This is a genomic window from Pseudoduganella sp. GW821-FHT05F09, from assembly GCF_059419605.1.
This window is the reverse complement of sequence record NZ_JBWKSD010000009.1, coordinates 15,438-39,682: the sequence shown is the minus strand read 5'-3', so window position 1 is coordinate 39,682 and position 24,245 is coordinate 15,438. Positions and strand designations below refer to the sequence as shown.

Sequence of the window (24,245 nt, the reverse complement as noted above, 5' to 3'; positions counted from 1 at the left end):
TTGTGCGGCCGGCGCGCCGCACGCGCCAGCCGGTTCTTGCTTTTGAATTCGCTCAGGTCACCACGCAGGCGTTCGGCGCGTCCGGCGTGGACGGCGCTTCCGGCGAGGCGGCGTGCTTGACCTGCAATGCGGCCGGCACGCCGTTCTTCACCGCCGTCATTTCGGCCAGGATGGAGATGGCGATTTCGGCCGGCGTCTTGCTGCCGATGTAGAGGCCGATGGGGCCATGCAGCTTGTCCAACTGCGCCTCCGTCACGTCGAACAGCTGCAGGCGGTCGCGCCGCTTGGCGTTGTTGAGGCGCGAGCCGATGGCGCCCACGTAGAAGGCGTCCGACTTGAGCGCCTCCATCAGCGCCAGGTCGTCCAGCTTGGGGTCGTGCGTGAGCGCGACCACGGCGCTGCGGTGGTCCAGCCGCATTTCCAGCACCAGGTCGTCCGGCATGGCGTGCACCAGCTGCACGCCGTCCACCTGCCAGCCGGCGCGGTATTCCTCGCGCGGGTCGCACACGGTGACGTGGTAGTCCATGGCGGTGGCGATCTGCGCCAGGAAGCGCGACAGCTGGCCGGCGCCGATGATGAGCAGGCGCCAGCGCGGGCCGTGCTGGGTAATCAGTTCGCGCCCGTGTTTGCCGTCCCGCAGCTCCAGCACATTGCCGACGCCGGTGTGGGCCAGTTCCACCGCGCCGCTGCGCAGGTCCAGGCGGCGCTCCACCAGCTGGCGCTGTTCCAGCATGTCCAGCAGCTCGGCAATGCGGCTGTGCGCGCCCAGCGGTTCGATGGCCAGTTCTATGGTGCCGCCGCAGGGCAGGCCGAAGCGGTGCGCTTCGTCGGCCGTGATGCCGTAGCTGACCACTTCCGGCGCGCTGCGCGTGATGCCCTGCTCGCGCACGCGGGCGATCAGGTCGTCTTCGATGCAGCCGCCGGAGACCGAGCCGACCACGCGGCCGTCGTCGCAAATGGCGAGCGTGGCGCCGATCGGGCGCGGGCTGGAGCCCCAGGTCTTGATGACGGTGACCAGTTCGGCGCGGTGGCCGGCAGCCACCCAGGCGGCGCTGGTTTTGAGTACTTCGAGGTCGATGCTATCCATGGGCTTAACTATACTACGGCGCCGCCGATTCGGTTTTTGTCGGAATTCTTTACACTTGCCTGGCGCAAAAAGTTGCTCAAAATCCTAAGTTGTTGATTTATAGTAAAAAATATTGTTCTATAGTAAAAGGCACGATTATTGCTTATATGCCTCCCATTGATTAAAAATATCCAATAGGAAATAACAATGAGCAAGCGTTTCATGTCCCGCACCGCCGTCGCCGCCGCAACCCTGCTGCTGGCCGGCTCCGCCGCCGCCACCACCCTGACCAGCAAACTGAGCGTCGATAACGGCTTCATCGCCTACATCTCGACCAGCGACACCGTCACGGGTACCGAATTCAGCCGCGGCGCGGATTGGGGCAGCACCATCACCGGCACTGCCAACCTGGTCAATGGCGTCACCTACTACCTGCACATCTACGCTTACGATGACAACGCCAGTCCCACCGATGCAGCTGGCCTGCTGGGCCAGTTCAACCTGGGCGACGACAAGCACCTGTTTTCCAATGCCAGCACCACGCTGACGACCAATACCGTCAACTGGAAGGGCAACAACACGGGTTTCAATGCGCCGTACACCAGCCTGACCAACCTGGGCGCCGATGGCATGCAGCCTTGGGGCAATCGTCCCGAAATCGCCGACACCGCCCGCTGGATCTGGGCCGGCAATTCGGTGAGCGCAAACCAGGCTTACTTCACCACCAAGATCACCGCCGTGCCTGAACCTGGCAGCATGGCCTTGTTCGGCCTGGGCCTGGCTGGCCTGGCCGCCCTGCGCCGCAAACAGCGTGCATAAAGCAGCGCGCATAAAAACGAACCGGCCGCGAGGCCGGTTTTTTTTTAGCGCAGCTTGCGGCGGCACACGTAGCGGTAGGCGGTGTCGGTATGGCTGCCCGCTGCGGGCTGCTCCGCGTCGTACTGTTCGTACTTGAAGTTGCCGACCGCTTCGCCGCGCGCCAGCGTGGCCGGGTAGAAGGTTTGCGCCAGCAGGGTGACGCTGTGCTCCTTGCAGGAATACAGGTATTGCGCTTTCAGCGAGCGGTAGGTCTTGCCGTCGGCGGAGGTTTGCGGCTTGCTGTAGGAGACCAGGGTCCAGGCCTTGCGCGCGCCCTCGGCGCCGTCTTCCACTTTTGCCACGCTGGCCTTGTCCACATACAGGGTGGCGGCGCCATTGCCGGAGAGCTTGCTCCAGTTGGCGCCCTGCGCCTTGTTCGCCGCCTGTGCCGGCATGGACATTGCGGCCAGTGTGAACAGCGCCGCCAGCGGCGGCAGGGCGGCGCGGTTCATCAGGGCACCAGCGGCTTCTTGGTGGCCAGCTTGGCCTTGATCTCGGCCACGGTCTTGTCGATGGCGGCGAGGCGGACCGTGGTGGCCGGGTGCAGGGCGGTGTAGCCGTTCATGACCGAGGCCGGATATTGCGTCGCCAGGCGCTGCCAAAAGGGCTTGGCGCGCTCGATGCTGTAGCCGGCGCGCGCCAGCATGTACAGCGCCAGGCTGTCGGCCGCCGTGTCCATGTCCTGCGGCACCGGCTTCAGGCCGCCGCTGCCGATCAGCAGGGACAGGTCGGGCTTGGTGCGCACCAGGTTGTCTATCATGCTGCCGACGGCGGCCGTGTTGCGCATGGCGCCGGCGTGGCCCAGCACATTGTGGGCGATGTCCTTGGCCAGTACGTAGGCGATGGCCTCGTCGCTCTGGGCGAAGTTCATCATGCCGCGCGTGATCAGCACGCGCTGGCCGTCGGCGTAGGAATTGATGTTGTCGGCGTTGCCCAGGTGGACGCGGATGGCGCAGGCGCGCGTGACCGGCACGTTCAGCGTCTGGTTGCCGCCGTTGCGGGCGATGGTCATGTTCAGCGCGGCCTGCTTGCCAACCAGCGGGCCCAGCACGTCGGCCGCCTGCGATTCGGCGTCCGGGCCGCCGGGCAAGGCCTTGCCTTCGACCGACACCAGGCCGTCGCCCTTGCGCAGGCCGGCGCGCGCGGCGCCGCTGCCGGCCAGCACCGAGCTGACCTGCAGGCGTTCGCCGTAGCCCAGCACGGCGTTGGCCGCGTCGGAGAATTCACCGGGGTAGGAATAGCGGTTCTGCGCGGTGAAGCCGAGCAGGTTGCGCGCCATGTTCTTGCACAGGTCGGCGTTGTTGATGAGCAGCGGGGCGGACACGCGCGACAAGCGGTCCTGCAGGTTGACCATGGTTTTCAGGGCGTCCTGCGCGGCGGCCATCCTGGCGCTCACCACCGGCTGCTGCGGCTCGGCGGGCGCCTGCGGGACAGGGGCGGTCTGCGGCGCGCCGGCCTGCGGCGCCAGCGTGGAGCAGGCCGATAGCAGCGCAGCCGACAGCGCCGCTGCTATCGCGGCCAATTTGCCGCCCGCCTGTTTGCCCTTGTTGTCCGCTGCCGCCATCAGTCCGTGCGCCTTGCCTGCCATGGAGTTTCCTTAATGTTTGCCGGTGCTGCCGAAGCCGCCTTCGCCGCGTTCGCTGCCGCCGAATTCTTCCACCACGTTGAAGCCCACTTGCAGCACCGGCACGATAATCAGTTGCGCCAGGCGTTCCATGGGGTTCAGCGTGAAGGTGCTGTGTCCCCGGTTCCAGGTCGATACCATCAGCTGGCCCTGGTAATCGGAGTCGATCAAGCCTACCAGATTCCCCAGCACGATGCCGTTCTTGTGTCCCATGCCGCTGCGCGGCAGGATCATGGCGGCGTAGCCCGGATCGCCGATGTGGATGGCCAGGCCGGTGGGCACCAGCACGGTCTGGCCGGGCTCGATGACGATGGGCGCGTCGATGCAGGCGCGCAGGTCCAGGCCGGCGCTGCCGGGGGTTGCGTAGGCCGGCATCTGGTCTTTCATGCGCGGGTCGAGGATTTTGACGTCGATGTTTTTCATTGCGGTTACTGGAATAGGGAATGCTTGGCGATGCGTTTGGAAATTTCGGAAATCAGCTGGCGCGCCAGTGTCAGCTTGTCGGCGCGCGGCAGGATGGTGTGGCCGTTTTCATCGAACAGGATGATGGTGTTGTCGTCCTGCCCGAAGGTCTGCGGGCCGATATTGCCGACCAGCAGGGGGATGCCTTTCTTCTCGCGCTTGGCCGCGCCGTATTCGAGCAGGTTCTCGGATTCGGCGGCGAAGCCCACGCAGTAAGGGTAGCCGGCCAGATTGGTGCGGGTGGCGACGGTGGCCAGGATGTCCGGGTTCTGCTCGAACTTCAGGTCCGGCACGGTGCCGTCGTTTTTCTTTTTCATCTTCTGCGTGCTGGCGTTGGCCACGCGCCAGTCGGCCACGGCGGCCACCGAGATGAATATATGCTGGCCGTGCACGGCCGACAGCACTTCGTCGTGCATCTGCAAGGCGCTCTGCACGTTGATGCGCTGCACGCCGAAGGGCGTGGGCAGGGCGGTGGGGCCGGAGATCAGCACCACGTCGGCGCCGGCTTCGCGCGCGGCGCGCGCCACGGCGTAGCCCATCTTGCCCGAGGACAGATTGGTGATGCCGCGCACCGGGTCAATGGCCTCGAAGGTCGGGCCGGCGGTGATGAGGATGCGCTTGCCGGCCAGGACTTTCGGCTGGAAGGCGGCGACCAGTTCGGCCAGCAACTGCTCGGCTTCGAGCATGCGGCCCAGGCCCACTTCGCCGCAAGCCTGTTCGCCGGCGGCGGGACCGAAGACCTGCACGCCGTCGTCCTTGATCTGCTGCACATTGCGCTGGGTGGCGGGGTTCTGCCACATTTCCACGTTCATGGCCGGGGCCACCAGCAGCGGCACCGTGCGCGGGCGCGCCAGGCACATGGTCGACAGCAGGTCGTCGCACACGCCGTGCGCCAGCTTGTAGATGAAGTCCGCCGAGCAGGGCGCGATCAGGATGGCGTCCGCGTTGCGGGTGACGTCGATGTGGGCCATGTTGTTGTCCACGCGCGGGTCCCACTGGCTGGTGTAGACCGGCTTGCCGGACAGCGCCTGCATGGTGACGGTGGTGATGAAGTGGGTGGCCGCGTCGGTCATCACCACTTGCACGGAAGCGCCTTCGCGCGTGAGCGCGCGGCACAGCTCCGCAGCCTTGTAGCAGGCCACGCCGCCGGACAGGCCGAGGACGATTTTTTTGCCGCTCAGTTCCATAATGTCAGTTCCATAAATGCGCCTACTTGTTCACCCTGCGCAGTTCGTCGAGCACGAACAGCGCGGCGCCGACGCAGATGGCCGAGTCGGCGATATTAAAGGCCGGGAAGTGGCCGATGCCCTTCCAGTGGAAGTCCAGGAAGTCCACCACGTGGCCGTACAGGATGCGGTCGATCACGTTGCCGATGGCGCCGCCCAGTATCAGCGCCAGCGCCCAGCAGAACATGCGCTGCCCGGCGTGCTTTTTCAAGAGGTAGACGATGTACAGGGCCGCGCCTATGCCGATGGCGGTGAAGAAGTGGCGCTGCCAGCCGCTCTCGTTGGACAGGAAGCTGAAGGCCGCGCCCTTGTTATAGGCCAGCACCAGGTTGAAGAAGGACGTCACCGCCATTTCCTCGCCCCAGCGGAAGGTCTTGTTGATGGTGATCTTGGTGACCTGGTCCAGCAGGATGACGATGAAGGCGATGCCCAGCCATGGCGTCAGGCCGCCGGAGGATGACTTGGAGGAGAAGCTTTTTGGTTTGGATGCCATGGAGGATAGGATAGGGTTGCGTAGGGCGGGTTAGCGCAGCATCGCTGCGCGCAACCCGCCGGGGAGTTTAAGCGAACTTGCGCTTCTCGCCCGCACCGAACAGATTGCTGTGGCAGCGGCCGCACAGCGTCGGGTGGTCGGCGTGCGCGCCCACGTCGGCGCGGTAGTGCCAGCAGCGCTCGCACTTGGCGGCGGCCGAGGCGGCGACCGCCACCGCTTCATCCGCTTCGGCGGCTACTTGCACGGCCTTGGCCTGCGAGGTGATGAAGACGAACTTCAGGTCGTCGTCCAGGCTGGCCAGCAGCTGGTACTTCTCGCCCGAGGCCTTGATCTCCAGCTCGGCCTGCAGCGAGGAGCCGATGGCGCCCGAGGTGCGCAGGTCTTCCAGCTGCTTGGTCACGCCGGTGCGCACGTCGCGCAGCGCGGTGTACTTGGCCAGCAGGGCTTCCGAGTCCGCCACGGCAGGCAGTTCCCACCAGGTTTGCGTGAAGATGGTTTCGTCGCTGGCCTGGTAGGCTTCGGCGCCGGCGAACACCGCCCACGCTTCCTCGGCGGTGAAGGACAGCATCGGCGACATCAGGCGCAGCAGGCTTTGCGTGATGTGCCACAGCGCGGTCTGCGCCGAGCGGCGCTGCTGCGAGTCCACGGCGGAGGTGTACAGGCGGTCCTTCAGGATGTCCAGGTAGAAGCCGCCCAGGTCTTCCGAGCAGTAGTTCTGCAGCTTGGACACCACCGGGTGGAATTCGTAGCCCTCGTAGTGCTTGGCGATGTCGGCCTGCAGGCGCGCCATGTCGGCCAGCGCGTAGCGGTCGATCTCCAGCATCTCGGCCACCGGCACGGCGTTGGCCTTCGGATCGAAGTCCGAGGTGTTGGCCAGCAGGAAGCGCAGCGTGTTGCGGATGCGGCGGTAGGATTCGGTCACGCGCTTGAGGATCTCGTCCGAGATCGACAGCTCGCCGGTGTAGTCGGTGGCGGCCACCCACAGGCGCAGGATGTCGGCGCCCAGCTTGTTGGACACGTCCTGCGGCGACACGGTGTTGCCGATGGACTTGGACATCTTCTTGCCTTCGCCGTCGACCACGAAGCCGTGCGTCAGCAGCGCCTTGTAGGGCGCGGCGCCGTTCAGCATGGATGAGGTCAGCAGCGAGGAGTGGAACCAGCCGCGGTGCTGGTCCGAACCTTCCAGGTACAGGTCGGCCGGGAAGGCGCTCTGCTCCTTGTGCGAACCGCGCAGCACGGTCTGGTGCGTGGTGCCGGAGTCGAACCACACGTCCAGCGTGTCCTTGTTCTTCTCGTAGTGGGCAGCGTCGTCGCCCAGCAAGGTGGCCGGGTCCAGCGACAGCCAGGCGTCGATGCCGTTCTTCTCGATCAGCTGCGCCACCTGTTCCAGCAGCTCGGGGGTACGCGGGTGCAGGTCGCCGGTCTCCTTGTGGATGAAGAAGGCCATCGGCACGCCCCACTGGCGCTGGCGCGACAGGGTCCAGTCCGGACGGTTGGCGATCATGCCGTGCAGGCGGGCCTGGCCCCAGTCCGGGAAGAACCTGGTTTCATCGATGGCCTTGAGCGCGGTCTGGCGCAGGGTAGGGCCGCCGTCTTTCGGGTGCGCGTCCATGCCGGCGAACCACTGCGAGGTGGCGCGGTAGACGATGGGGGTCTTGTGGCGCCAGCAGTGCATATAGCTGTGGTCGAACATCTTCAGCTCGAACAGGGCGCCCGCCTCGCGCAAGGCGTCGCAGATAGGCTTGGAGGCTTCCCAGATGGTCAGGCCGCCGAACAGCGGCAGGGTGGACACGTATTTTCCGTCGCCCATCACCGGTTTCAGGATCTCGTCGTCCTTCAGGCCGTGCGCTTTGCAGGAGATAAAGTCGTCCTGGCCGTAGGCGGGCGCCGAGTGGACCACGCCGGTGCCGCTCTCGGTGGTGACGTAGTCGGCCAGGTAGACCGGCGACAGGCGGTCGTAGAAGGCGTCGCGCGCGTGCAGCGGGTGCTTGAAGCTGATGCCGGCCAGGTCCTGGCCCATGCAGGTGCCGATGGTCGTGCCTTCGAGCTTGTAGCGCGCCAGGCAGGACTCCACCAGGTCTTGCGCCAGGATCAGCAGCAGGGGCTGGCCGTCGCGCTCGGCCTGCACCAGCGCGTACTTCACTTCGGCGTGCACGTTCAGCGCCTGGTTGGACGGGATGGTCCACGGGGTGGTGGTCCAGATGACGATGAAGCCGTTCTGCGTCGGCAGGGCAGGCAGGTCGAAGGCCTGGGCCAGCTTGTCGAATTCATGGAAGGCGAAGCCGACGTCGATGGCCGGGTCGCGCTTGTTCTGGTATTCCACTTCCGCCTCGGCCAGGGCCGAGCCGCAGTCGAAGCACCAGTTGACCGGCTTCAGGCCGCGGTAGACATAGCCTTTCTCCAGCAGCTGGCCGAGGGCGCGCAGCTCGTCGGCTTCGTTGGAGTAGTTCATGGTCAGGTAAGGGTTCTCCCACTCGCCCAGCACGCCCAGGCGGATGAAGTCCTTCTTCTGGCGCTCAACCTGCTCGTGCGCGTAGGCGCGGGCCTTGGTCAGCACGTCGGCGGTCGGCAGGTTCTTGCCGTGCAGTTTTTCGATCTGGATCTCGATCGGCATGCCGTGGCAGTCCCAGCCCGGCACATAGGGCGCGTCGTAGCCGGCCAGGGTGCGGGCCTTGACCACCATGTCCTTCAGCACCTTGTTGACGGCGTGGCCGATGTGGATGTCGCCGTTGGCGTAGGGCGGACCGTCGTGCAGCACGAATTTCGGGCGGCCGGCGGCAGCCTTGCGGATGCGGTGGTAGATCTTCTTCTCTTGCCAGTCTTTGACCCAGTTCGGCTCGCGCTTGGCGAGGTCGCCGCGCATGGGGAAAGGGGTCTCGGTCATATTGACCGGGTATTTGCTCTCGGCCTTCTTTGGTTTGTTGTCGGACATAGCGATCTTTAAGTTTGGGTATTTGTGTGCTTCGGGGGACTGCTGCGGGTGCTGCCGGGCAGAGTCAAATTCGGTCGGTGGCGTTGACGGCGCCGCTGCTGGTGCGCCGGGCGAACCACGCGCGCGCCAGTTCGGCGTCGCGGTCGATGGCGGCGGTCAGGGTGGGCAGGTCGATGAACTTCTCCTCGTCCCGTATCTTTTCCAGGAACTCCACGCGCACGTTCTTGCCGTAGCAGGACTGGCCGTAGTCGAAGATGTGCACCTCCAGCAGCGTGCGGCCGGCGTCTTCCACGGTGGGGCGCACACCCAGGCTGGCCACGGCCGGCAAAGGCGCGTCGGCCAGGCCGTGCACCTGCACGATGAAGATGCCGCCCAAGGCAGGGCGGTGCGGCACGCGCAGGTTGAGCGTGGGGTAGCCGATGGTGCGGCCCAGCTTGGCGCCGTGGATCACGTGGCCGGAAATCGAGTAGGGATGGCCCAGCAGCTGTTCGGCGTGGACGAAGTCGCCCTCGGACAGGGCGGCGCGCACGGCCGAGGACGAGATGCGGGTCGAGCCCTTCATCACCGTGGGCAGGGTGTGCACCTCGAAGCCGTAGTGCTTGCCGGCCTCGATCAGCATGGCCACATTGCCGGCGCGGCGCGCGCCGTAGCAGAAGTCGTCGCCCACCATCAGCCATTTCACGTGCAGGCCTTCGACCAGCACGTTCTCGGTGAACTCCTGCGGCGTGAGGGCGGCGAAGGGCGTGCTGAAGTGCTCGACGATGACGCGGTCGATGCCGTTATTGTCCAGCGACTGCAGCTTGTCGCGCAGATTGGCGATGCGGGCCGGGGCCTTGGACAGGTCGCCGGCCTTGCGCGCGAAGAACTCGCGCGGATGCGGCTCGAAGGTCATCACGGCGGCCTCCAGGCCCAGCTGCTGGGCGGCGGCGCGCACCTGCGCCAGCAGCGCCTGGTGGCCGAGGTGGACGCCGTCGAAGTTGCCTATCGTCAGCGCGCAGGGCGCGCGCGCCGCTGCATTGGGAAGTCCGCGAAATACCTTCATGGGAATCTGGAGCGAAAACTGGGCTAAATGGGGGATTATACGGACTGTTGGCAGGATTCACACAAGGAAACACTGCAGCGCACCATGAAAAGCAAAAAAGCGCTGCGGGCGTGAGCCGGCAGCGCTTCGGTTTCCCAAACGGGAATTACATCGGGTGGTTGATCTGCATGATGTTGTAGCGGGCCAGTTCGGCTTCGCCTGCAGTGCCCTTGACCGACTTCAGCGTGGTGACGGCGGCGGCTTTTTTGCCGGCAATCGCTTGCGCCTGGCCGTAGTGCAGCTTCATCTCTTCAGGACGGCGCGCGGTGCCGAACTTGATCGCTTGGTCCATCAGCTTCAGGCCGGCGTCGCCTTTGCCTTCGCTGACCATGGCGTAACCCATATTGGCCAGGCCGTCGGCGTCCTTGTTCTTGATCAGCTCGGCTTCCGAGGCGTCGCGCGCTTTCTTCAGGTCGGCGTCGGTCTTCACGGCCAGGTCTTTCAGGCGCTGGTGGCGGCCGGCGTCGGCGCCGGTGCCCAGCACGCCTTTTTTGTAGCCCTGGTCGATCACTTTCAGCGCTTCAGCCGGATTGGCCACTTGCAGCGCCAGCTGGCCCATTTCCATGTAGTCGTTCGGCTTGGCCAGCAGGCCCAGTTGCAGCTTGAGGCGCAGCAGGTCCAGGTTCAGCGTGCTCGAGAAGCCCGGCTTGCCGACCACGCGGTTCAGCAGGTCAGCCCAGTAGCTGGTCTTCGGATAGCTGCCGGCCAGCTTTTCCAGCGTGGCGACGTAGCCGGCCTTGTCGTTCTGTTTCAGCTGGATGTTGGCCAGCATCTGCAGATTGCCTTCGGACTGCTTGCCGCTGGCCTGCAGTTCCTTGGCCGCTTCGGCGAATTTGCCGCTGATGTAGTAGGTCTGCACCAGCAGGTCGTGCATCTGTGCATCGCCCGGGCTGTCCTTCAGCGCGCGCTGGATCCAGGTGATGGCTTTCGGGTAGTCCTTGGCGCGGTAGTAGATGCCGGCCAGGGCCTGGGTGAACTTGGGCGATTCGCCGGCGGACAGGCGGCCGGAGTTGACCACGGCTTCAAACGCGCGGGCGGCGGTGTCGTTGTCGCCGGCGGCGGCGGCCGCCGAGGCGCGCACGCGCTCAATCTGGTATTTCTCGAATTCGGTCTTGCCACCGACTGCGTCGGCTTCCTTCAGTTTGGCCAGCGCTTCCTTGTGCTTGCCGGAGCTCGTCAGCTTCTGTGCTTCCTGCAGCGGTTTGCCAACGGCGGCGCTGACGGCGTCAGCAGCGTAGGCAACCGAGGTCAAGCCGGTCAGCGGGGCGGCAGCGGTAAAACCGATGGCGGCCATCACCAGGCCGAGATGAGCGAGACGAAACTTGGTCATGAGGAAGTATTCTTTCTGTAAAAACGCAATAGGCAGGAAGCCCTGCCTATTGCGATAAATAGTACGGATTACTGGAACTGTTCGTTGCCGACCAGACCAATCTTGGTCACACCCAGGCGCTGGGCCGAAGCCATCACGCCTGCCACCGATTTGTACGACACCAGCTTGTTGGGGCGCAGATGCACCTCAGGCTGGTCAGCTTGCGCTGCCACGGCGGTCAGTTTCGATTCCAGGGTGGCGCGGTCGGGAACGACTGCGTTATCCCACAGGATCGTACCGTCGAAGTCGACGTCAATCGTAATCACAACCGGGTCCTTGGTAGGCGGCGGCGGGGTGCCGACCGGCATGTTCAAGTTCACCGAGTGATTGGCTTTTGGAATGGTGATGATCAGCATGATGATCAGTACCAGCATGACGTCGATCAGCGGCGTCATGTTCATTTCCATCATTGGTTCCGGGTCCGCGCCTGCGGCCGGGGAACCGACATTCATACTCATGGTGTTTCCTTTGTAGAAGGTGACTGGAGCTGCCCCGGCCTATGCGACGGCCGGGGCATCTGGGGCCTTAGCCCCTGTCAGGCGGTTCGGTGATGAAACCGACCTTCTGGATACCAGCACGCTGAGTCGTGAAGATCACCTTGCCGATTGCTTCGTACTTGGTTTCTTGGTCACCACGTACGTGCACTTCCGGCTGCGGCAACTTCACTGCCTCTTTTTTCAGAAAATCGAACAACTCGTTCGTGTCCGCCATTTTCTTTTGATTCCAGTAGATGTCGCCATCCTTGTTAACAACGATGTTGACGTCTTCCGGTTTGGTCTGAATTACCTGGTTGGTCTCTTCCGGCAGCTTGATTTTCTGCAGTTTGAGAACGACCGGGCTCGTAATCAGAAAGATAATCAGCAGAACCAACATGATGTCCACGAGGGGCGTCGTGTTGATTTCTGACATTACCTGATCTTCTCCGCTATCGGAGCCTACGGACATCGACATGGTTATTATCCAATCTTTTTAGCGCCAGCGCGGATCGCCGAGTCAGCGGTCGACATGGCGCCGGAGATCAGCACGGAGTGCACGTCAGCCGAGAAGGCACGCACGTCTTCCATTGCGGACTTGTTACGACGCACCAGCCAGTTGTAGCCCAGAACGGCTGGAACTGCCACGAACAGACCGAAAGCGGTCATGATCAGTGCTTCACCCACAGGGCCTGCCACTTTGTCGATCGACGCGTTACCGGTCATACCGATGTTGATCAGTGCATTGTAAATACCCCAAACGGTACCGAACAGACCGATGAACGGTGCGGTCGAACCCACGGTTGCCAGGAAGGACAGGCCGTCTTGCAGACGCGACTGAACTTTGTCAACAGCGCGCTGGATCGACATGGTCACCCAGGTCGACAGGTCGATTTGTTCCAGCAGGGCGCCGTCGTGGTGCGCGGTAGCCTTGGTGCCGGTTTCAGCGATGAAGCGGAATGGCGAGCCGTCGGTCAGCGTGGCGGCGCCAGCTGCGATCGACGAGGCTTTCCAGAACTTGGCAGCGGATTCTTTCGACTGCTTGAAGATCTTCATCTGGTCCAGCAGTTTGGTGACGATGATGTACCACGAACCCATCGACATGATGGTCAGGATGATCAGGGTGCCACGGGAAACGAAACCACCGTTCCAGACGGCTTCGAAGCCGAATGGGTTTTCTACTTCTTCATGGGTGCCGGCTGCTGCTGGTGCCGATGCTGCTGGAGCTGCTGCGTCTGCTGCTGGAGCTGCTGGAGCTGCCGCTGCATCCGCTGGAGCCGCTGCAGGTGCCGAAGCGGCTGCCGAGGCAGGCGCGTCAGCCATGGCTGGGGCGCTGACCAGAGCGGATGCTGCGGTCACCGAGAACAGCACAGCGGCCAGTACAGCGGACAAACGGGTATTCTTAAACATGCTTCCTCCAAATTGATAAAATAATCAGTTCGCTGAAATGTCAACGAAGTACTAAGTGGGACGTAACTGCTGCCCCGGTTTTTATTCCAGCGTCCAGACGTATTGCATTTGCATCCACGCTTGCTCCGGCTTGCCGTCGGTCATGCCAGGCTTGAAACGGCACTTGGAAATACCCGCGATTGCGGCTTTGTCCAAATCCCTGAAGCCACTGGATTTCACTAATTTGGATTCGACGACATGGCCGTCTACACCAATCAGGAACGATAACGTTACCGTACCGGTTTCTTCATTGCGCAGGGAGGATTTAGGCCACTCTGGTTTTGCGCAAGTGTTGAAGTCGGCTACTGCAGGCACGTGTACCGATTTTGCAGGCGGCGCTGGCGGTGCTGGCGGTGCAGCTGGCGGCGCTTTCTGCAACTCGTTCGTCGCAGGTTTCACGTTGGTCGCGTTAGCGATAACGTTCTGCTGCGGCGGCGGCTGCTGCACGTTCACCTCAACCGGAGGAATGAAGGGCGGTGGTGGTGCCTTCATCTCTGGTGGTGGTGGCGGTGGCGGCAGTTCTTTTGGAGGAGGTGGTGCCACTTCCTCGATGATCTTGGTTTCTACGGGTTCGACCATTTTGGCGACCAGGCGTTTGCCCAGACCCGACACGATCCCGTACGCAACCAGGATGTGCAACAAGACCACGACGGTTATGCCAGTCAGATTCTTCTTGGCGTCCTTCTCGTTATGCGTGAAATTCATGCCTGCTTTCTCCAATACCAACTCTTTTGTACTACCTCGAACCCCGTTATGGCGACAAAAAGCTCCAGCCGCATCCGGGACGTCGGCGAATTATACATACGAATCCTTCAATTTACATAGAATTTTGATCCCTAAAACCGGTTAAATTTCATGTGCTTAGCGCCGTTTTTCACCTTGCTGCTGCACCGTTCTGGCACAAAAAGCAAGACTTCCCGGCACGTTTTTGGGGAGTAATTTTCGACCCCTTCACGATGTTTATTTTTCCGCCGAAAAACGGAATTAAATGTCGGAATTGGTCAGGCCAGCCGTGCAAAAGTTGGTGCGTGCCGTTGCTGACGTGCAACTCAAGCGCGTTCGCCATATGAATAGTATAGAAGAATTTCGCAGACTAGCGCCCGTTAAGGCAGTCTTAAATATTGTTCTATCTATATGCGATCCGCGCCGGCGGCGCGGGGCCGGTCAAGCGCCGCGGTTGCGCTTCTCACGCTTGACTTCCAGCGTGTTAATAACATGGCCATGCGGGTCCACTGTTTCCAGGTGGACATCGAAGCCCCACAGCCGCGCCACGTGCTTGAGCACCTCGTTGGCCTGCTGGTTCAGCGGGCGGCGGTTGAACTGGGTGTGGCGCAAGGTCAGCGCGCGGTCGTCGCGCGTGTTGACCGACCAGACCTGGATATTCGGCTCGCGGTTGCCCAGGTTGTACTGCTCGGCCAGCTGCTGGCGCACGTAGCGGTAGCCCAGCTCGTCGTGGATGGCCGAGACGTTGAGCTTTTCGTTCTTGTCGTCGTCCAGCACGGCGAAGAAGTGGAACTCGCGTATCAGGCGCGGCGACAGGTACTGGGCGATGAAGCTTTCGTCCTTGAAGTTGCGCATGGCGAAGTCCAGCGTCTTGCGCCAGTCGCTGCCGGCAATGTCGGGGAACCATTCGCGGTCCTCGGCGGTGGGGTGTTCGCAGATGCGGCGGATGTCGGTCATCATCGCGAATCCGAGCGCATAGGGGTTGATCCCGCTGTAATAGGGGCTGTGCACCGGCGGCTGGAACACCACGTTGGTATGGCTCTTGAGGAACTCCATCATGAAGCCCTCGGCCACCACACCCTCGTCGTACAACTGGTTCAGGATGGTGTAGTGCCAGAACGTGGCCCAGCCCTCGTTCATCACCTGGGTCTGGCGCTGCGGGTAGAAGTACTGGCTGATCTTGCGCACGATGCGCACCATTTCGCGCTGCCACGGTTCCAGCAGCGGCGCGTACTTCTCTATAAAGTACAGCAGGTTCTCTTCCGGCTCGGGCGGGAAGCGCGGCATGGGCTTGTCGATCTCCTCCTCGTCGCGCCGCGGCAGGGTGCGCCACAGCTCGTTGATCTGCGACTGCAGGTAGGCTTCGCGCTCCTTCTGCTTCTGCTGTTCCTGGAACAGCGACAGCTTGGCCGGGCGCTTGTAGCGGTCCACGCCGTAGTTCTGGATCGCGTGGCAGGAGTCCAGCAGCAGCTCGACCGCGTCGATGCCGTGGCGCTGCTCGCATTCGGCGATGTAATTCTTGGCGAACACCATGTAGTCGACGATGGCCTCGGCGTCGGTCCAGGTGCGGAACAGGTAGTTGCCTTTGAAGAAAGAGTTGTGGCCGTAGGCCGCGTGCGCGATCACCAGCGCCTGCATGGTCAGGCTGTTCTCCTCCATTAAATAGGCGATGCAGGGATCGGAGTTGATGACGATCTCGTAGGCCAGGCCCATCTGGCCGCGCTTGTAGCCTTTTTCGGTCGACAGGAAGTGCTTGCCGAAGGACCAGTGGTTGTAGGACACCGGCATGCCGACCGAGGTGTAGGCGTCCATCATCTGCTCGGCGGTGATGATCTCGAGCTGGTTGGGATAGGTGTCCAGGCCGAAGTTGTGGGCCACGCGCCGGATTTCCTCGTGCGCCTGCTCGATCAGCTCGAAGGTCCACTCGGACTGCTCCGGCAGCGCGCGCGGATGCGGAGGGCGTTTGGTCATCTGATTCATATGCCTGCCTTGTTATTTAGGCTGCTTCTTGAACAGTTCGCGGAACACCGGATAGATGTCGGCCGGCGTGACGATTTTCTGCATGGCGAAGTGGGGGTGCAGGTCCGGCACCTGGGCGTACTGCTCCCACAGGTTCTGCGGCGGCCCGTCGGTGATCTCGACATAGGTGTAGTACTGCACCTTGGGCATGATGGTGTTGATCAGCAGCTGCTTGCACAGCAGCGAGTCGTTGTCCCAGTTGTCGCCGTCCGAGGCCTGGGCCACGTAGCTGTTCCACTGGCCGGCGCCGTAGCGCTCGTCGAGCACCTTGTTGAGCAGGTGCAGCGCCGAGGACACCACCGTGCCGCCCGATTCGCGCGAGTGGAAGAACTCGTCCTCGCTGACCTCGGCCGCCGCCGTGTGGTGGCGGATGAAGACCACGTCGATCTTGTCGTACACGCGCTTGAGGAAGAGGTAGAGCAGGATGAAGAAGCGCTTGGCGGTGTCCTTGCGGCTCTCGTCCATGGAGCCGGACACGTCCATGATGCAGAACATCACCGCCTGCGTCATCGGCTTGGGCACCTTGATGCGGTTGCTGTAGCGCAGGTCGAAGGGGTCGATATAGGGGATGGCCAGCAGCCGGGTGTGCAGGTGGTGGATCAGCTTGCGCAGCTCGACCACGTTGGGGTCTTCCATGGGCGCGCCCGCCTCGAGCAGGGCCTGCAGTTCCAGTTCCGCCTCGTGCAGGCGCTTGCGCGAGCTGCCGCCGACGGCGATGCGCCGGCCCAGCGCGCCGCGCAGCGAGCGCAGCACGTGGATATTGGACGGCGTGCCGGACACGGTGTAGCCGGCGCGCTGGTTCTTGAACTCGGTGGTGGCGGTGAGCTGGGTCTTGACCAGGTTGGGCAGTTCCAGGTCCTCGAAGAAATAGTTCATGAATTCTTCGCGCGACAGCTCGAAGATGAAGTCGTCCTCCGAGGTCTGGTCGCTATTGCCGGCCTTGCCGCGCCCGGAGCCGCCGCCGCCCTTGGGCCGCGCGATCTGGTCGCCCTTCAGGTATTCCTGGTTGCCCGGGTTGATCACCTCCCACACGCCGCCGTGGGCATGGCCGAACGAGGGCTCGTTCACGTCCTTGACGGGAATCGACACTTTTTCGCCATTCTCGACGTCGGTGATGGAGCGGCCCTTGATGGCCCGTCCCACCGCGTCCTTGATCTGGCCTTTGTAACGGCGCAAGAAGCGTTCGCGGTTCACTGCGGACTTGTTCTTGCCTTGCAAACGACGGTCAATGAGGTAAGTCAAAGTGCCTCCTGCTGCTACATAATTTCCGGCGTCGGGGCAGGGATGCTGTGGCGCCATCCCTGCCTCGTATTATCGCACCGCCGGCTTAGGATGACTTCCTCACGCGCAGATACCACTCGCACAGCAAGCGCACCTGTTTCGCGGTGTAGCCCTTCTCCACCATGCGCGCCACGAAGTCGGCGTGCTTGTTGGCGTCCTCGGCGCTGGCCTTGGCGTTGAAGGAAATCACCGGCAGCAGCTCCTCGGTGTTGGAGAACATTTTCTTCTCGATCACGGTGCGGAACTTCTCGTAGCTGGTCCAGGCCGGATTCTTGCCGCCGTTGTTGGCGCGCGCGCGCAGCCCGAAGTTGACGATCTCGTTGCGGAAGTCTTTCGGGTTGGAGATCCCGGCCGGCTTCTCGATCTTCTCCAGCTCGTTGTTCAGCGATTCGCGGTCGAAGCTCTCGCCGGTGTCCGGGTCGCGGTATTCCTGGTCCTGTATCCAGAAGTCGGCGAAGGTCACGTAGCGGTCGAAGATGTTCTGGCCGTACTCGGAATAGCTTTCCAGGTAGGCGGTCTGGATCTCCTTGCCGATGAACTCGACGTAGCGCTGGGCCAGGTGCTCTTTTATATAGGAGAAGTATTTCTGCTCGGTCTCGGGCGGGAACTGCTCGCGCTCGACCTGCTGCTCCAGCACATACAAGAGGTGCACCGGATTGGCGGCCACTTCGGTGGTGTCGAAGTTGAACACCTTGGACAGGATCTTGAAGGCGAAGCGCGTCGACAGCCCGCTCATGCCCTCGTCCACGCCGGCGTAGTCCACGTATTCATGGATGGACTTGGCTTTCGGATCGGTGTCCTTCAGGTTTTCGCCGTCGTACACCAGCATCTTGCTGAAGACGGAGGAGTTTTCCGGGTCCTTCAGGCGCGACAGGATGGCGAACTGCGCCATCATCTTCAAGGTGCCGGGCGCGCACGGCGCCTTCTCCAGCGAGGAGTTCACCAGCAGCTTGTCGTAGATCTTGATCTCGTCGGTCACGCGCAGGCAGTACGGCACCTTGACGATATAGATACGGTCCAGGAAGGCCTCGTTGTTGCGGTTGTTCTTGAAGGCCTTCCACTCGGACTCGTTGGAGTGGGCCAGGATGATGCCGTCGAAGGGGATGGCGCCGAAGCCTTCCGTGCCCTTGTAGTTGCCTTCCTGGGTGGCGGTCAGCAGCGGGTGCAGCACCTTGATGGGCGCCTTGAACATCTCGACGAATTCCATCAGGCCCTGGTTGGCCAGGCACAGGCCGCCGGAATAGCTGTAGGCGTCCGGATCGTCCTGGGCGTAGTCCTCCAGCTTGCGGATGTCGACCTTGCCCACCAGCGAGGAAATGTCCTGGTTGTTCTCGTCGCCCGGCTCGGTTTTCGAAATGGCGATCTGCTTCAGGATGGACGGGTAGCGCTTGACCACGCGGAACTGGTTGATGTCGCCGTTGAATTCGTGCAGGCGCTTCACCGCCCAGGGGCTGGGAATGTTGCGCAGGTAGCGGCGCGGGATGCCGTAGTCTTCTTCAAGAATAGTGCCGTCCTCGGCCTCGTTGAACAGGCCCAGCGGCGACTCGTTCACCGGCGAGCCTTTCAGGCAGTAGAAGGGCACCTGCTCCATCAGCGACTTGAGCTTCTCGGCGATGGAGGACTTGCCGCCGCCGACAGGTCCCAGCAGGTAGAGGATCTGCTTGCGCTCCTCCAGCCCCTGCGCGGCGTGGCGGAAGAAGGACACCACTTGCTCGATCACTTCCTCGGTGCCGTAGAACTCGCGGAAAGCCGGATAAATCTTGATGACCTTGTTGGCGAAGATGCGGGACAGGCGCGTATCGTTGCGCGTGTCGACCAGCGTGGGTTCGCCGATGGCGGCCAGCATGCGCTCGGGCGCGGTGGCGTAAGTAAGCCGGTCCTTTTTGCAAAGCGCCAGATACTCCGTCATCGACATTTCTTCTTCCTTGGTGCGCTCGTACCGTGCTGCGTAGTTGTCAAAAATGGTCATTTGAATGTCCTTTGATGTAAACCTGCTAGTCACTTGGTCGGCAGTCAAGACGGCTGCTGGCCCTTGCCTTGTGCGATACCTACTCCTTGTTTTGTTTTTCTGTCGTTGCCAGCTGCCTGCGCTGGTACGGATTGCCCGTACCTCGGAGCTGTGCTTTGTGGCCGTGCGGTGGACTTTGCCGGCATATTTGTGTGTACGTCGTAACGCATCTTACGTCTATGAAATTTATTATTGCTCTATTGGTTCAGGAAGTCAAAAGGTATGTCGTAATTAACTTAATTAGTTTCTGCAACTATCTGATTTTAAACAATAAAATCTTCAAAATAGTTAAATTTCCAGTGGTTTTCCGGGCGTTTTGCCGGTGCTTTTGTGCCACATTAGCACGGCTGCCGCAGTCATGCTGACCGGCACGCAAACCGTGCGCGTGTGTCCGCCTTTGCGTTAAGATGGCCCCATCCCATGACGCCCCTTATTCACCAGACAACGGAAGAAACAACATGAACGACCAGCTGCGCACGGTGGTGCAGGCGATGCCCAAAGCCGAACTGCATATCCATATCGAAGGCTCGCTGGAACCGGAGCTGATTTTCGCGCTGGCCGCGCGCAACGGCGTGGCCCTGCCATACGCCTCGGTGGAAGCGCTGCGCGCCGCGTATGCCTTTACCGACCTGCAATCCTTCCTCGACATCTACTACGCCGGCGCCAGCGTGCTGCTGCAGGAGCAGGACTTTTACGACATGACGGCGGCCTACCTGAAAAAAGCCGAGGCCGACAATGTGCGCCACACGGAAATCTTCTTCGACCCGCAGACGCACACCGCGCGCGGCGTGGCCATGGAGACCGTGTTCAACGGCATCCACCGCGCGTGCCAGGACAGCCCGGTCAGCGCCACGCTGATCATGTGCTTCCTGCGCCACCTGTCCGAGGAGGACGCGCTGGCCACGCTGGAAGCGGCGCTGCCGTATCTGGACAAGATCATCGGCGTGGGCCTGGACTCGTCCGAAGTGGGCCACCCGCCGGAGAAGTTCGCGCGCGTGTTCGCGCGCTGCAAGGAACTGGGCCTGCACCTGGTGGCGCACGCCGGCGAAGAAGGCCCGCCGGCCTACATCGCCTCGGCGCTGGACGTGCTGCACGTGGAGCGCATCGACCACGGCGTGCGCGTGCTGGAGGACGCCGCGCTGACGGCGCGCGTGGCGCGCGAACGCATTGCGCTGACGGTGTGCCCGCTGTCGAACACCAAGCTGCGCGTGTTCGACCAGATGCAGGACCACAACCTGGTGCAGCTGCTGGACGCCGGTCTGGTGGCCACGGTGAACTCGGACGACCCGGCCTACTTCGGCGGCTACATGAACGACAACTTCATCGCCACCTTCGAAGCGCTGCCGCTCACGCAGGCGCACGCCCGCACGCTGGCGCGCAACAGCTTCGAAGCATCCTTCCTGCCGCCGGGGCAGAAGCAGGCATTCCTGGACGAAGTGGACGCCTACTTCGCCACCATCCCCGCATAAACCCCGCCTGAAGCGGCCTGAGCCGCATTCGGGGTCAGACCCCGAATGCGGCTCAGGCCGCTAAAGTTCCTGGGGAGTTTTATCTTCAAATCGGCTTTACAAGACTGACTCTGCCGCATTTGGGGTCAGGCCCCGAATGCGGCTCAGTTCGATAGGGCAAACGGAGAATTTCATGGTTAAACTGGCTTTACGCATGACCTTGCGCGACTGGCGCGCGGGGCAGTTGCGCTTTCTGCTGGTGGCGCTGATCGTGGCGGTGTCCGCCCTGTCCGCGTCCGGCTTCTTTATCGACCGCCTGCGCGCGGCGCTGGAGCGCGATGCGCACCAGCTGCTGGGCGCGGACCTGGTGCTCAACGCCGATCAGCCGGTGGACCCGGCCTGGCGCGCGGAGGCGCAGCGGCGCGGCCTGCTGCTGGCGGACACGGTGGTGTTCCCCAGCATGGCGCAGGCGGGCGAGGGCGATGCCGCGCAGTCGCAGCTGGTGTCGCTGAAGGCGGTGAGCAGCGGCTATCCGCTGCGCGGCCGCGTGAAGACCAGCACCGACGCCGTGCAGGCCAACGATGGCGTGGGCGTGGCCGCCACCGACGTGCCGCAGCCCGGCACGGCCTGGGTGGACGCGGGGCTGCTGGCGGCGCTGAAGGTGGCGGTGGGCGGCGAGATCAAGCTGGGCGACAAGCGCTTCAAGGTGGCGAGCCTGATCGCGGCCGAGCCGGACCGCGGCGCCTCCTTCATGAACTTTGCGCCGCGCGTGATGCTGCCGCTGCCGGACCTGGCCGCCACCGGCCTGGTGCAGCCGGGCGCGCGCGTGAGCTACCGCCTGCTGCTGGCGGCGCCGCCGCAGCGCGCCGAGGCCATCGCCGAATATGAAACCTGGCTGCGCGCAAAAATCGAGGCGGACGGCGTCAAAGGCGTGCGCGTCGATTCGCTGGAAGCGGGCCGTCCCGAGATGCGCTCCACCCTGGAGCGCGCGGACCGCTTCCTGTCGCTGGTGGGCCTGCTGTCGGCCATGCTGGCGGCGGTGGCCGTGGCCATGGCCGCGCGCCGCTTCATGACGCGCCACCTGGACGCCTGCGCCATGCTGCGCTGCCTGGGCCTGACGCAGAACCAGGCCACGGCCATGTATCTGGTCGAATTCCTGCTGGTGGGTTTGGCGGGCAGCGTGATCGGCGTGGCGATCGGTTTCGGCAGCCACTTCGTGCTGCTCGAGGCGCTGGGCAAGCTGGTGGCCAACGACCTGCCGCCGGCCAGCATCCGGCCCGCGCTGCAGGGCGTGGCCACCGGCATGCTGCTGCTGGCCGGTTTCGCGCTGCCGCCTATACTCCAGCTGCGCAACGTGCCGCACAACCGCGTGATCCGGCGCGAAGCGGCCGCGCCGCAGCCGATGGCGCTGGCCACTTACGGCCTGGGCCTGGGCAGCTTTGTGCTGCTGTTGCTGTGGCAGGCTGGCGACGCCAAGCTGGCGCTGATGACGGCGCTCGGCTTCCTCGGCGCCTTCGCCGTGTTCGCGCTGGTGGGCTGGCTGGGCCTGAAGTCGCTCAAGACCTTGCGCGGCGCCTTCCGCCACCAGGCCTGGCGCTTCGCGGTGACCTCGCTGCAGCGCCGCCCCGGCGCGACCGTGGTGCAGATCGTGTCGCTGGCGCTGGGGCTGATGGCCTTGCTGCTGCTGACCGTGGTGCGCGGCGACCTGATGACGGCCTGGCGCAACGCCACCCCGGCCGACGCGCCGAACCGCTTCATCATCAATATCCAGCCCGAGCAGAAGGATGCGATCGCCAGCCGGCTGGCCAGCGCGGGCGTGGTCAACGCGCCGCTGTACCCCATGATACGGGGCCGCCTGGTCGCCGTGAACGGCGCCGCCATCACCGCCGCCACCTACACCGACGAGCGCGCGCGCGGCCTGGCGGACCGCGAGTTCAACCTGTCCACCATGAACGCCATGCAGGAAGGGAACCGCATCGCTGCCGGGCAGTGGTTCAACGACGCGGCCGTGCCGGCCGGCGCGGCGGAAGCGTCGGTGGAGGAGGGCATCGCCAAGACCCTGCGCCTGAAGCTGGGCGACACCATGCGCTTCGATATCGCCGGTTCGCCGGTGGACGCGAAGATCACCAGCCTGCGCAAGCTGGAATGGGGCTCGATGCGGGTGAACTTCTTTGTCATCATCAATCCCAAGGCCATGGCGGATGCGCCGCAAAGCTGGATCACGGCCTTCCACTTGCCCAAGGAGCAGGCCGCGCTGGGCAATGCGCTCACGCGCGACTATCCCAACCTGACCATCGTGGACGTGGGCAGCGTGCTGCGCCAGGTGCAGGCGGTGCTGGACCAGGTGATCATGGCGGTGGAGTTCCTGTTCGCCTTCACGTTGCTGTCCGGCGTGCTGGTGCTGTATGCGGCGCTGATGGGCTCGCAGGATGAGCGCACCCGGGAAGCGGGCTTGCTGCGCGCGCTGGGCGCCACCCGCAAGCAGCTGTCGCAGGCGCAGCTGATCGAGTTCACGCTGGTGGGCGCGCTGGCGGGCCTGCTGGCGGCGAGCGGCGCGGCCGCCATGGGCTGGGGGCTGGCCACCTACCAGTTCAAGTTTGAATGGGCTTTCAATCCGGGCGTGTGGCTGGCCGGGCTGGCCGTGGGCGCGCTGTGCGCCATCGCGGGCGGCTGGCTGGGGCTGCGCGGCGTGCTGTCCAAGCCGCCGCTGCAAACCCTGCGCGAGGCCTGATGGCCGCTTAGTGCGGCGTCCTTACACGGCTTCGCTCAGGTATTGTGCGTGGGTGTAGGGCTGCTCGCGCAGATAGCTGGGCGGCAGTTCGAACAGCGCCCAGTAGTAGGTCTGCTCGCCGCGGCAGACCTGCGGTTCCTGGCAGTAGCGCTGCCAGGTGCCGCCGATGGACCTGTCATACATGCCGTCGCGTCCCTCGTGGTCGAAGAAGGGCAGCACCCGGCGCTGTTCCAGCGCTTGCAGCAGCGGACGCGGTGCGCCGCTGTCGCGCGCGATTTCGTATTGCGTCCGCATGCCCGCTTCCGTTTCCACCACCATCAGCTGCGCGTCGCCCGCTTCGTCTATCAGCAGGATGCCGTTCGGCTGCGGAAAGATGTAGTGCTCGACGAAACCGTGGTTGTGGTACAGCCGGCGCACCACCTCGGCCACCTGCCCGCACTGCAGGAAGCTGTATTCGTGCAGGGCCAGCAGGTTGCCCGTCACGCGCTCCTGGTCCAGGAACCAGGCTTGCTGCATGCGCGCGATCGCGCGTTCCAGCTGCGCCGGCGCGTCGCCGTCCTGCTTGCGAACGTAGCTGTCGATCAGGCCGCCATTCATGGCCTCCATGGCGATGCGTTCCTCCGCCGGACCGGCCAGCAGGATTTTCTTGCACGGCAGGTATTGCAGCGCGCGGCAGAAGTCCAGGCCGTTCATGTGCGGCATATAAAAATCCACCACCACCACCGAGGGGACGGCGAAGCGCCCGCGCTGGCCGCTGACGCGGAAGATGCTGTCCACGTCCACCGTCACGCTGCAGGCCGGCAAGTCGTGGTTGACCCGCAGCGGCACGCGCTCGTGCCGGGGGCTCTGCAGCAGCCAGGCCAGCGCCTCGTCCGCCCGGTGGAATACCTTGCGGCCGTGGGGCTGGGGCGGCAGGCTCTGCAGCAAAGAACTGTGGTCATCCACCAGTACGGTGAGCGTGGGGTGGGCGTAGATGGGCAGTTTCATTTGCTTGGTTACTTT

20 protein-coding genes are annotated in these 24,245 nt (G+C 63.5%); 3 read left to right on the top strand and 17 right to left on the bottom strand.

The genetic code is table 11. The annotated features are described in order from the left end of the window. Positions 1-52 precede the first annotated feature (52 nt). Positions 53-1,087, bottom strand: coding sequence for an XdhC family protein (locus AC07S4_RS25145; protein ID WP_494989210.1), 1,035 nt, complete (start codon positions 1,085-1,087; stop codon positions 53-55). A gap of 186 nt (positions 1,088-1,273) precedes the next feature. Between AC07S4_RS25145 and AC07S4_RS25140 the strand changes: the two genes are divergently transcribed. Further along, the gene (locus AC07S4_RS25140) at positions 1,274-1,885 is read left to right on the top strand and encodes a PEP-CTERM sorting domain-containing protein (RefSeq protein WP_494989209.1); all 612 of its coding nucleotides are present in this window, start codon (positions 1,274-1,276) and stop codon (positions 1,883-1,885) included. A 44-nt stretch (positions 1,886-1,929) separates the two neighbouring features. Here AC07S4_RS25140 and AC07S4_RS25135 read toward each other — a convergent pair whose 3' ends face one another. The 15 genes from AC07S4_RS25135 to AC07S4_RS25065 form a co-directional block, all read right to left on the bottom strand. Beyond that, complete coding sequence (locus tag AC07S4_RS25135) at positions 1,930-2,376, bottom strand: surface-adhesin E family protein (protein ID WP_494989208.1); 447 nt, start codon at positions 2,374-2,376, stop codon at positions 1,930-1,932. Continuing rightward, entirely contained in the window at positions 2,376-3,488 is a 1,113-nt protein-coding gene (locus AC07S4_RS25130) for a M48 family metallopeptidase (RefSeq protein ID WP_494989416.1), read from the bottom strand. The genes AC07S4_RS25135 and AC07S4_RS25130 overlap by 1 nt, the downstream gene beginning before the upstream one ends. Positions 3,489-3,521: 33 nt before the next feature. Next, entirely contained in the window at positions 3,522-3,971 is a 450-nt protein-coding gene (dut, locus tag AC07S4_RS25125) for a dUTP diphosphatase (protein ID WP_161073759.1), read from the bottom strand. 5 nt (positions 3,972-3,976) lie between these two features. After that, positions 3,977-5,197, bottom strand: coding sequence for a bifunctional phosphopantothenoylcysteine decarboxylase/phosphopantothenate--cysteine ligase CoaBC (gene coaBC / locus AC07S4_RS25120; protein WP_494989207.1), 1,221 nt, complete (start codon positions 5,195-5,197; stop codon positions 3,977-3,979). A 22-nt stretch (positions 5,198-5,219) separates the two neighbouring features. Continuing rightward, positions 5,220-5,729 carry a signal peptidase II gene (lspA, locus tag AC07S4_RS25115; protein WP_494989206.1) on the bottom strand — a complete coding sequence of 170 codons (510 nt, stop codon included), beginning with the start codon at positions 5,727-5,729 and terminating at the stop codon, positions 5,220-5,222. Positions 5,730-5,796: 67 nt separating this feature from the next. Then, the gene (gene ileS / locus AC07S4_RS25110; protein ID WP_494989205.1) at positions 5,797-8,661 is read right to left on the bottom strand and encodes an isoleucine--tRNA ligase; all 2,865 of its coding nucleotides are present in this window, start codon (positions 8,659-8,661) and stop codon (positions 5,797-5,799) included. Between the two features lie 64 nt (positions 8,662-8,725). Next, positions 8,726-9,703, bottom strand: coding sequence for a bifunctional riboflavin kinase/FAD synthetase (locus tag AC07S4_RS25105; RefSeq protein WP_494989204.1), 978 nt, complete (start codon positions 9,701-9,703; stop codon positions 8,726-8,728). A 145-nt stretch (positions 9,704-9,848) separates the two neighbouring features. Next, positions 9,849-11,072 (bottom strand): tetratricopeptide repeat protein, encoded by a 1,224-nt coding sequence (locus AC07S4_RS25100; RefSeq protein WP_494989203.1) that lies wholly within the window; start codon positions 11,070-11,072, stop codon positions 9,849-9,851. A 68-nt stretch (positions 11,073-11,140) separates the two neighbouring features. Then, positions 11,141-11,569 carry an ExbD/TolR family protein gene (locus AC07S4_RS25095; protein WP_187358773.1) on the bottom strand — a complete coding sequence of 143 codons (429 nt, stop codon included), beginning with the start codon at positions 11,567-11,569 and terminating at the stop codon, positions 11,141-11,143. Between the two features lie 67 nt (positions 11,570-11,636). Then, positions 11,637-12,062, bottom strand: a complete 426-nt coding sequence (locus tag AC07S4_RS25090; RefSeq protein ID WP_494989202.1) for an ExbD/TolR family protein — start codon at positions 12,060-12,062, stop codon at positions 11,637-11,639. A gap of 5 nt (positions 12,063-12,067) precedes the next feature. Then, positions 12,068-12,994: a MotA/TolQ/ExbB proton channel family protein gene (locus AC07S4_RS25085; RefSeq protein WP_494989201.1), complete on the bottom strand. Its 927-nt coding sequence runs from the start codon at positions 12,992-12,994 to the stop codon at positions 12,068-12,070. 81 nt (positions 12,995-13,075) lie between these two features. Continuing rightward, positions 13,076-13,738: an energy transducer TonB gene (locus tag AC07S4_RS25080; protein ID WP_161073763.1), complete on the bottom strand. Its 663-nt coding sequence runs from the start codon at positions 13,736-13,738 to the stop codon at positions 13,076-13,078. Positions 13,739-14,197: 459 nt separating this feature from the next. Continuing rightward, positions 14,198-15,736: a SpoVR family protein gene (locus AC07S4_RS25075; protein ID WP_494989200.1), complete on the bottom strand. Its 1,539-nt coding sequence runs from the start codon at positions 15,734-15,736 to the stop codon at positions 14,198-14,200. 12 nt (positions 15,737-15,748) lie between these two features. Then, positions 15,749-17,017: a YeaH/YhbH family protein gene (locus tag AC07S4_RS25070; RefSeq protein ID WP_494989199.1), complete on the bottom strand. Its 1,269-nt coding sequence runs from the start codon at positions 17,015-17,017 to the stop codon at positions 15,749-15,751. Positions 17,018-17,102: 85 nt separating this feature from the next. Then, entirely contained in the window at positions 17,103-19,025 is a 1,923-nt protein-coding gene (locus AC07S4_RS25065) for a PrkA family serine protein kinase (RefSeq protein WP_161073766.1), read from the bottom strand. 497 nt (positions 19,026-19,522) lie between these two features. Here AC07S4_RS25065 and AC07S4_RS25060 point away from each other — a divergent pair, with 497 nt between their 5' ends. Beyond that, the gene (locus tag AC07S4_RS25060) at positions 19,523-20,533 is read left to right on the top strand and encodes an adenosine deaminase (RefSeq protein ID WP_494989198.1); all 1,011 of its coding nucleotides are present in this window, start codon (positions 19,523-19,525) and stop codon (positions 20,531-20,533) included. Between the two features lie 172 nt (positions 20,534-20,705). Then, positions 20,706-23,243 carry an ABC transporter permease gene (locus AC07S4_RS25055; RefSeq protein WP_494989197.1) on the top strand — a complete coding sequence of 846 codons (2,538 nt, stop codon included), beginning with the start codon at positions 20,706-20,708 and terminating at the stop codon, positions 23,241-23,243. Between the two features lie 21 nt (positions 23,244-23,264). Here AC07S4_RS25055 and AC07S4_RS25050 read toward each other — a convergent pair whose 3' ends face one another. After that, complete coding sequence (locus tag AC07S4_RS25050) at positions 23,265-24,230, bottom strand: response regulator (protein WP_494989196.1); 966 nt, start codon at positions 24,228-24,230, stop codon at positions 23,265-23,267. Between the last annotated feature and the right edge of the window lie 15 nt (positions 24,231-24,245).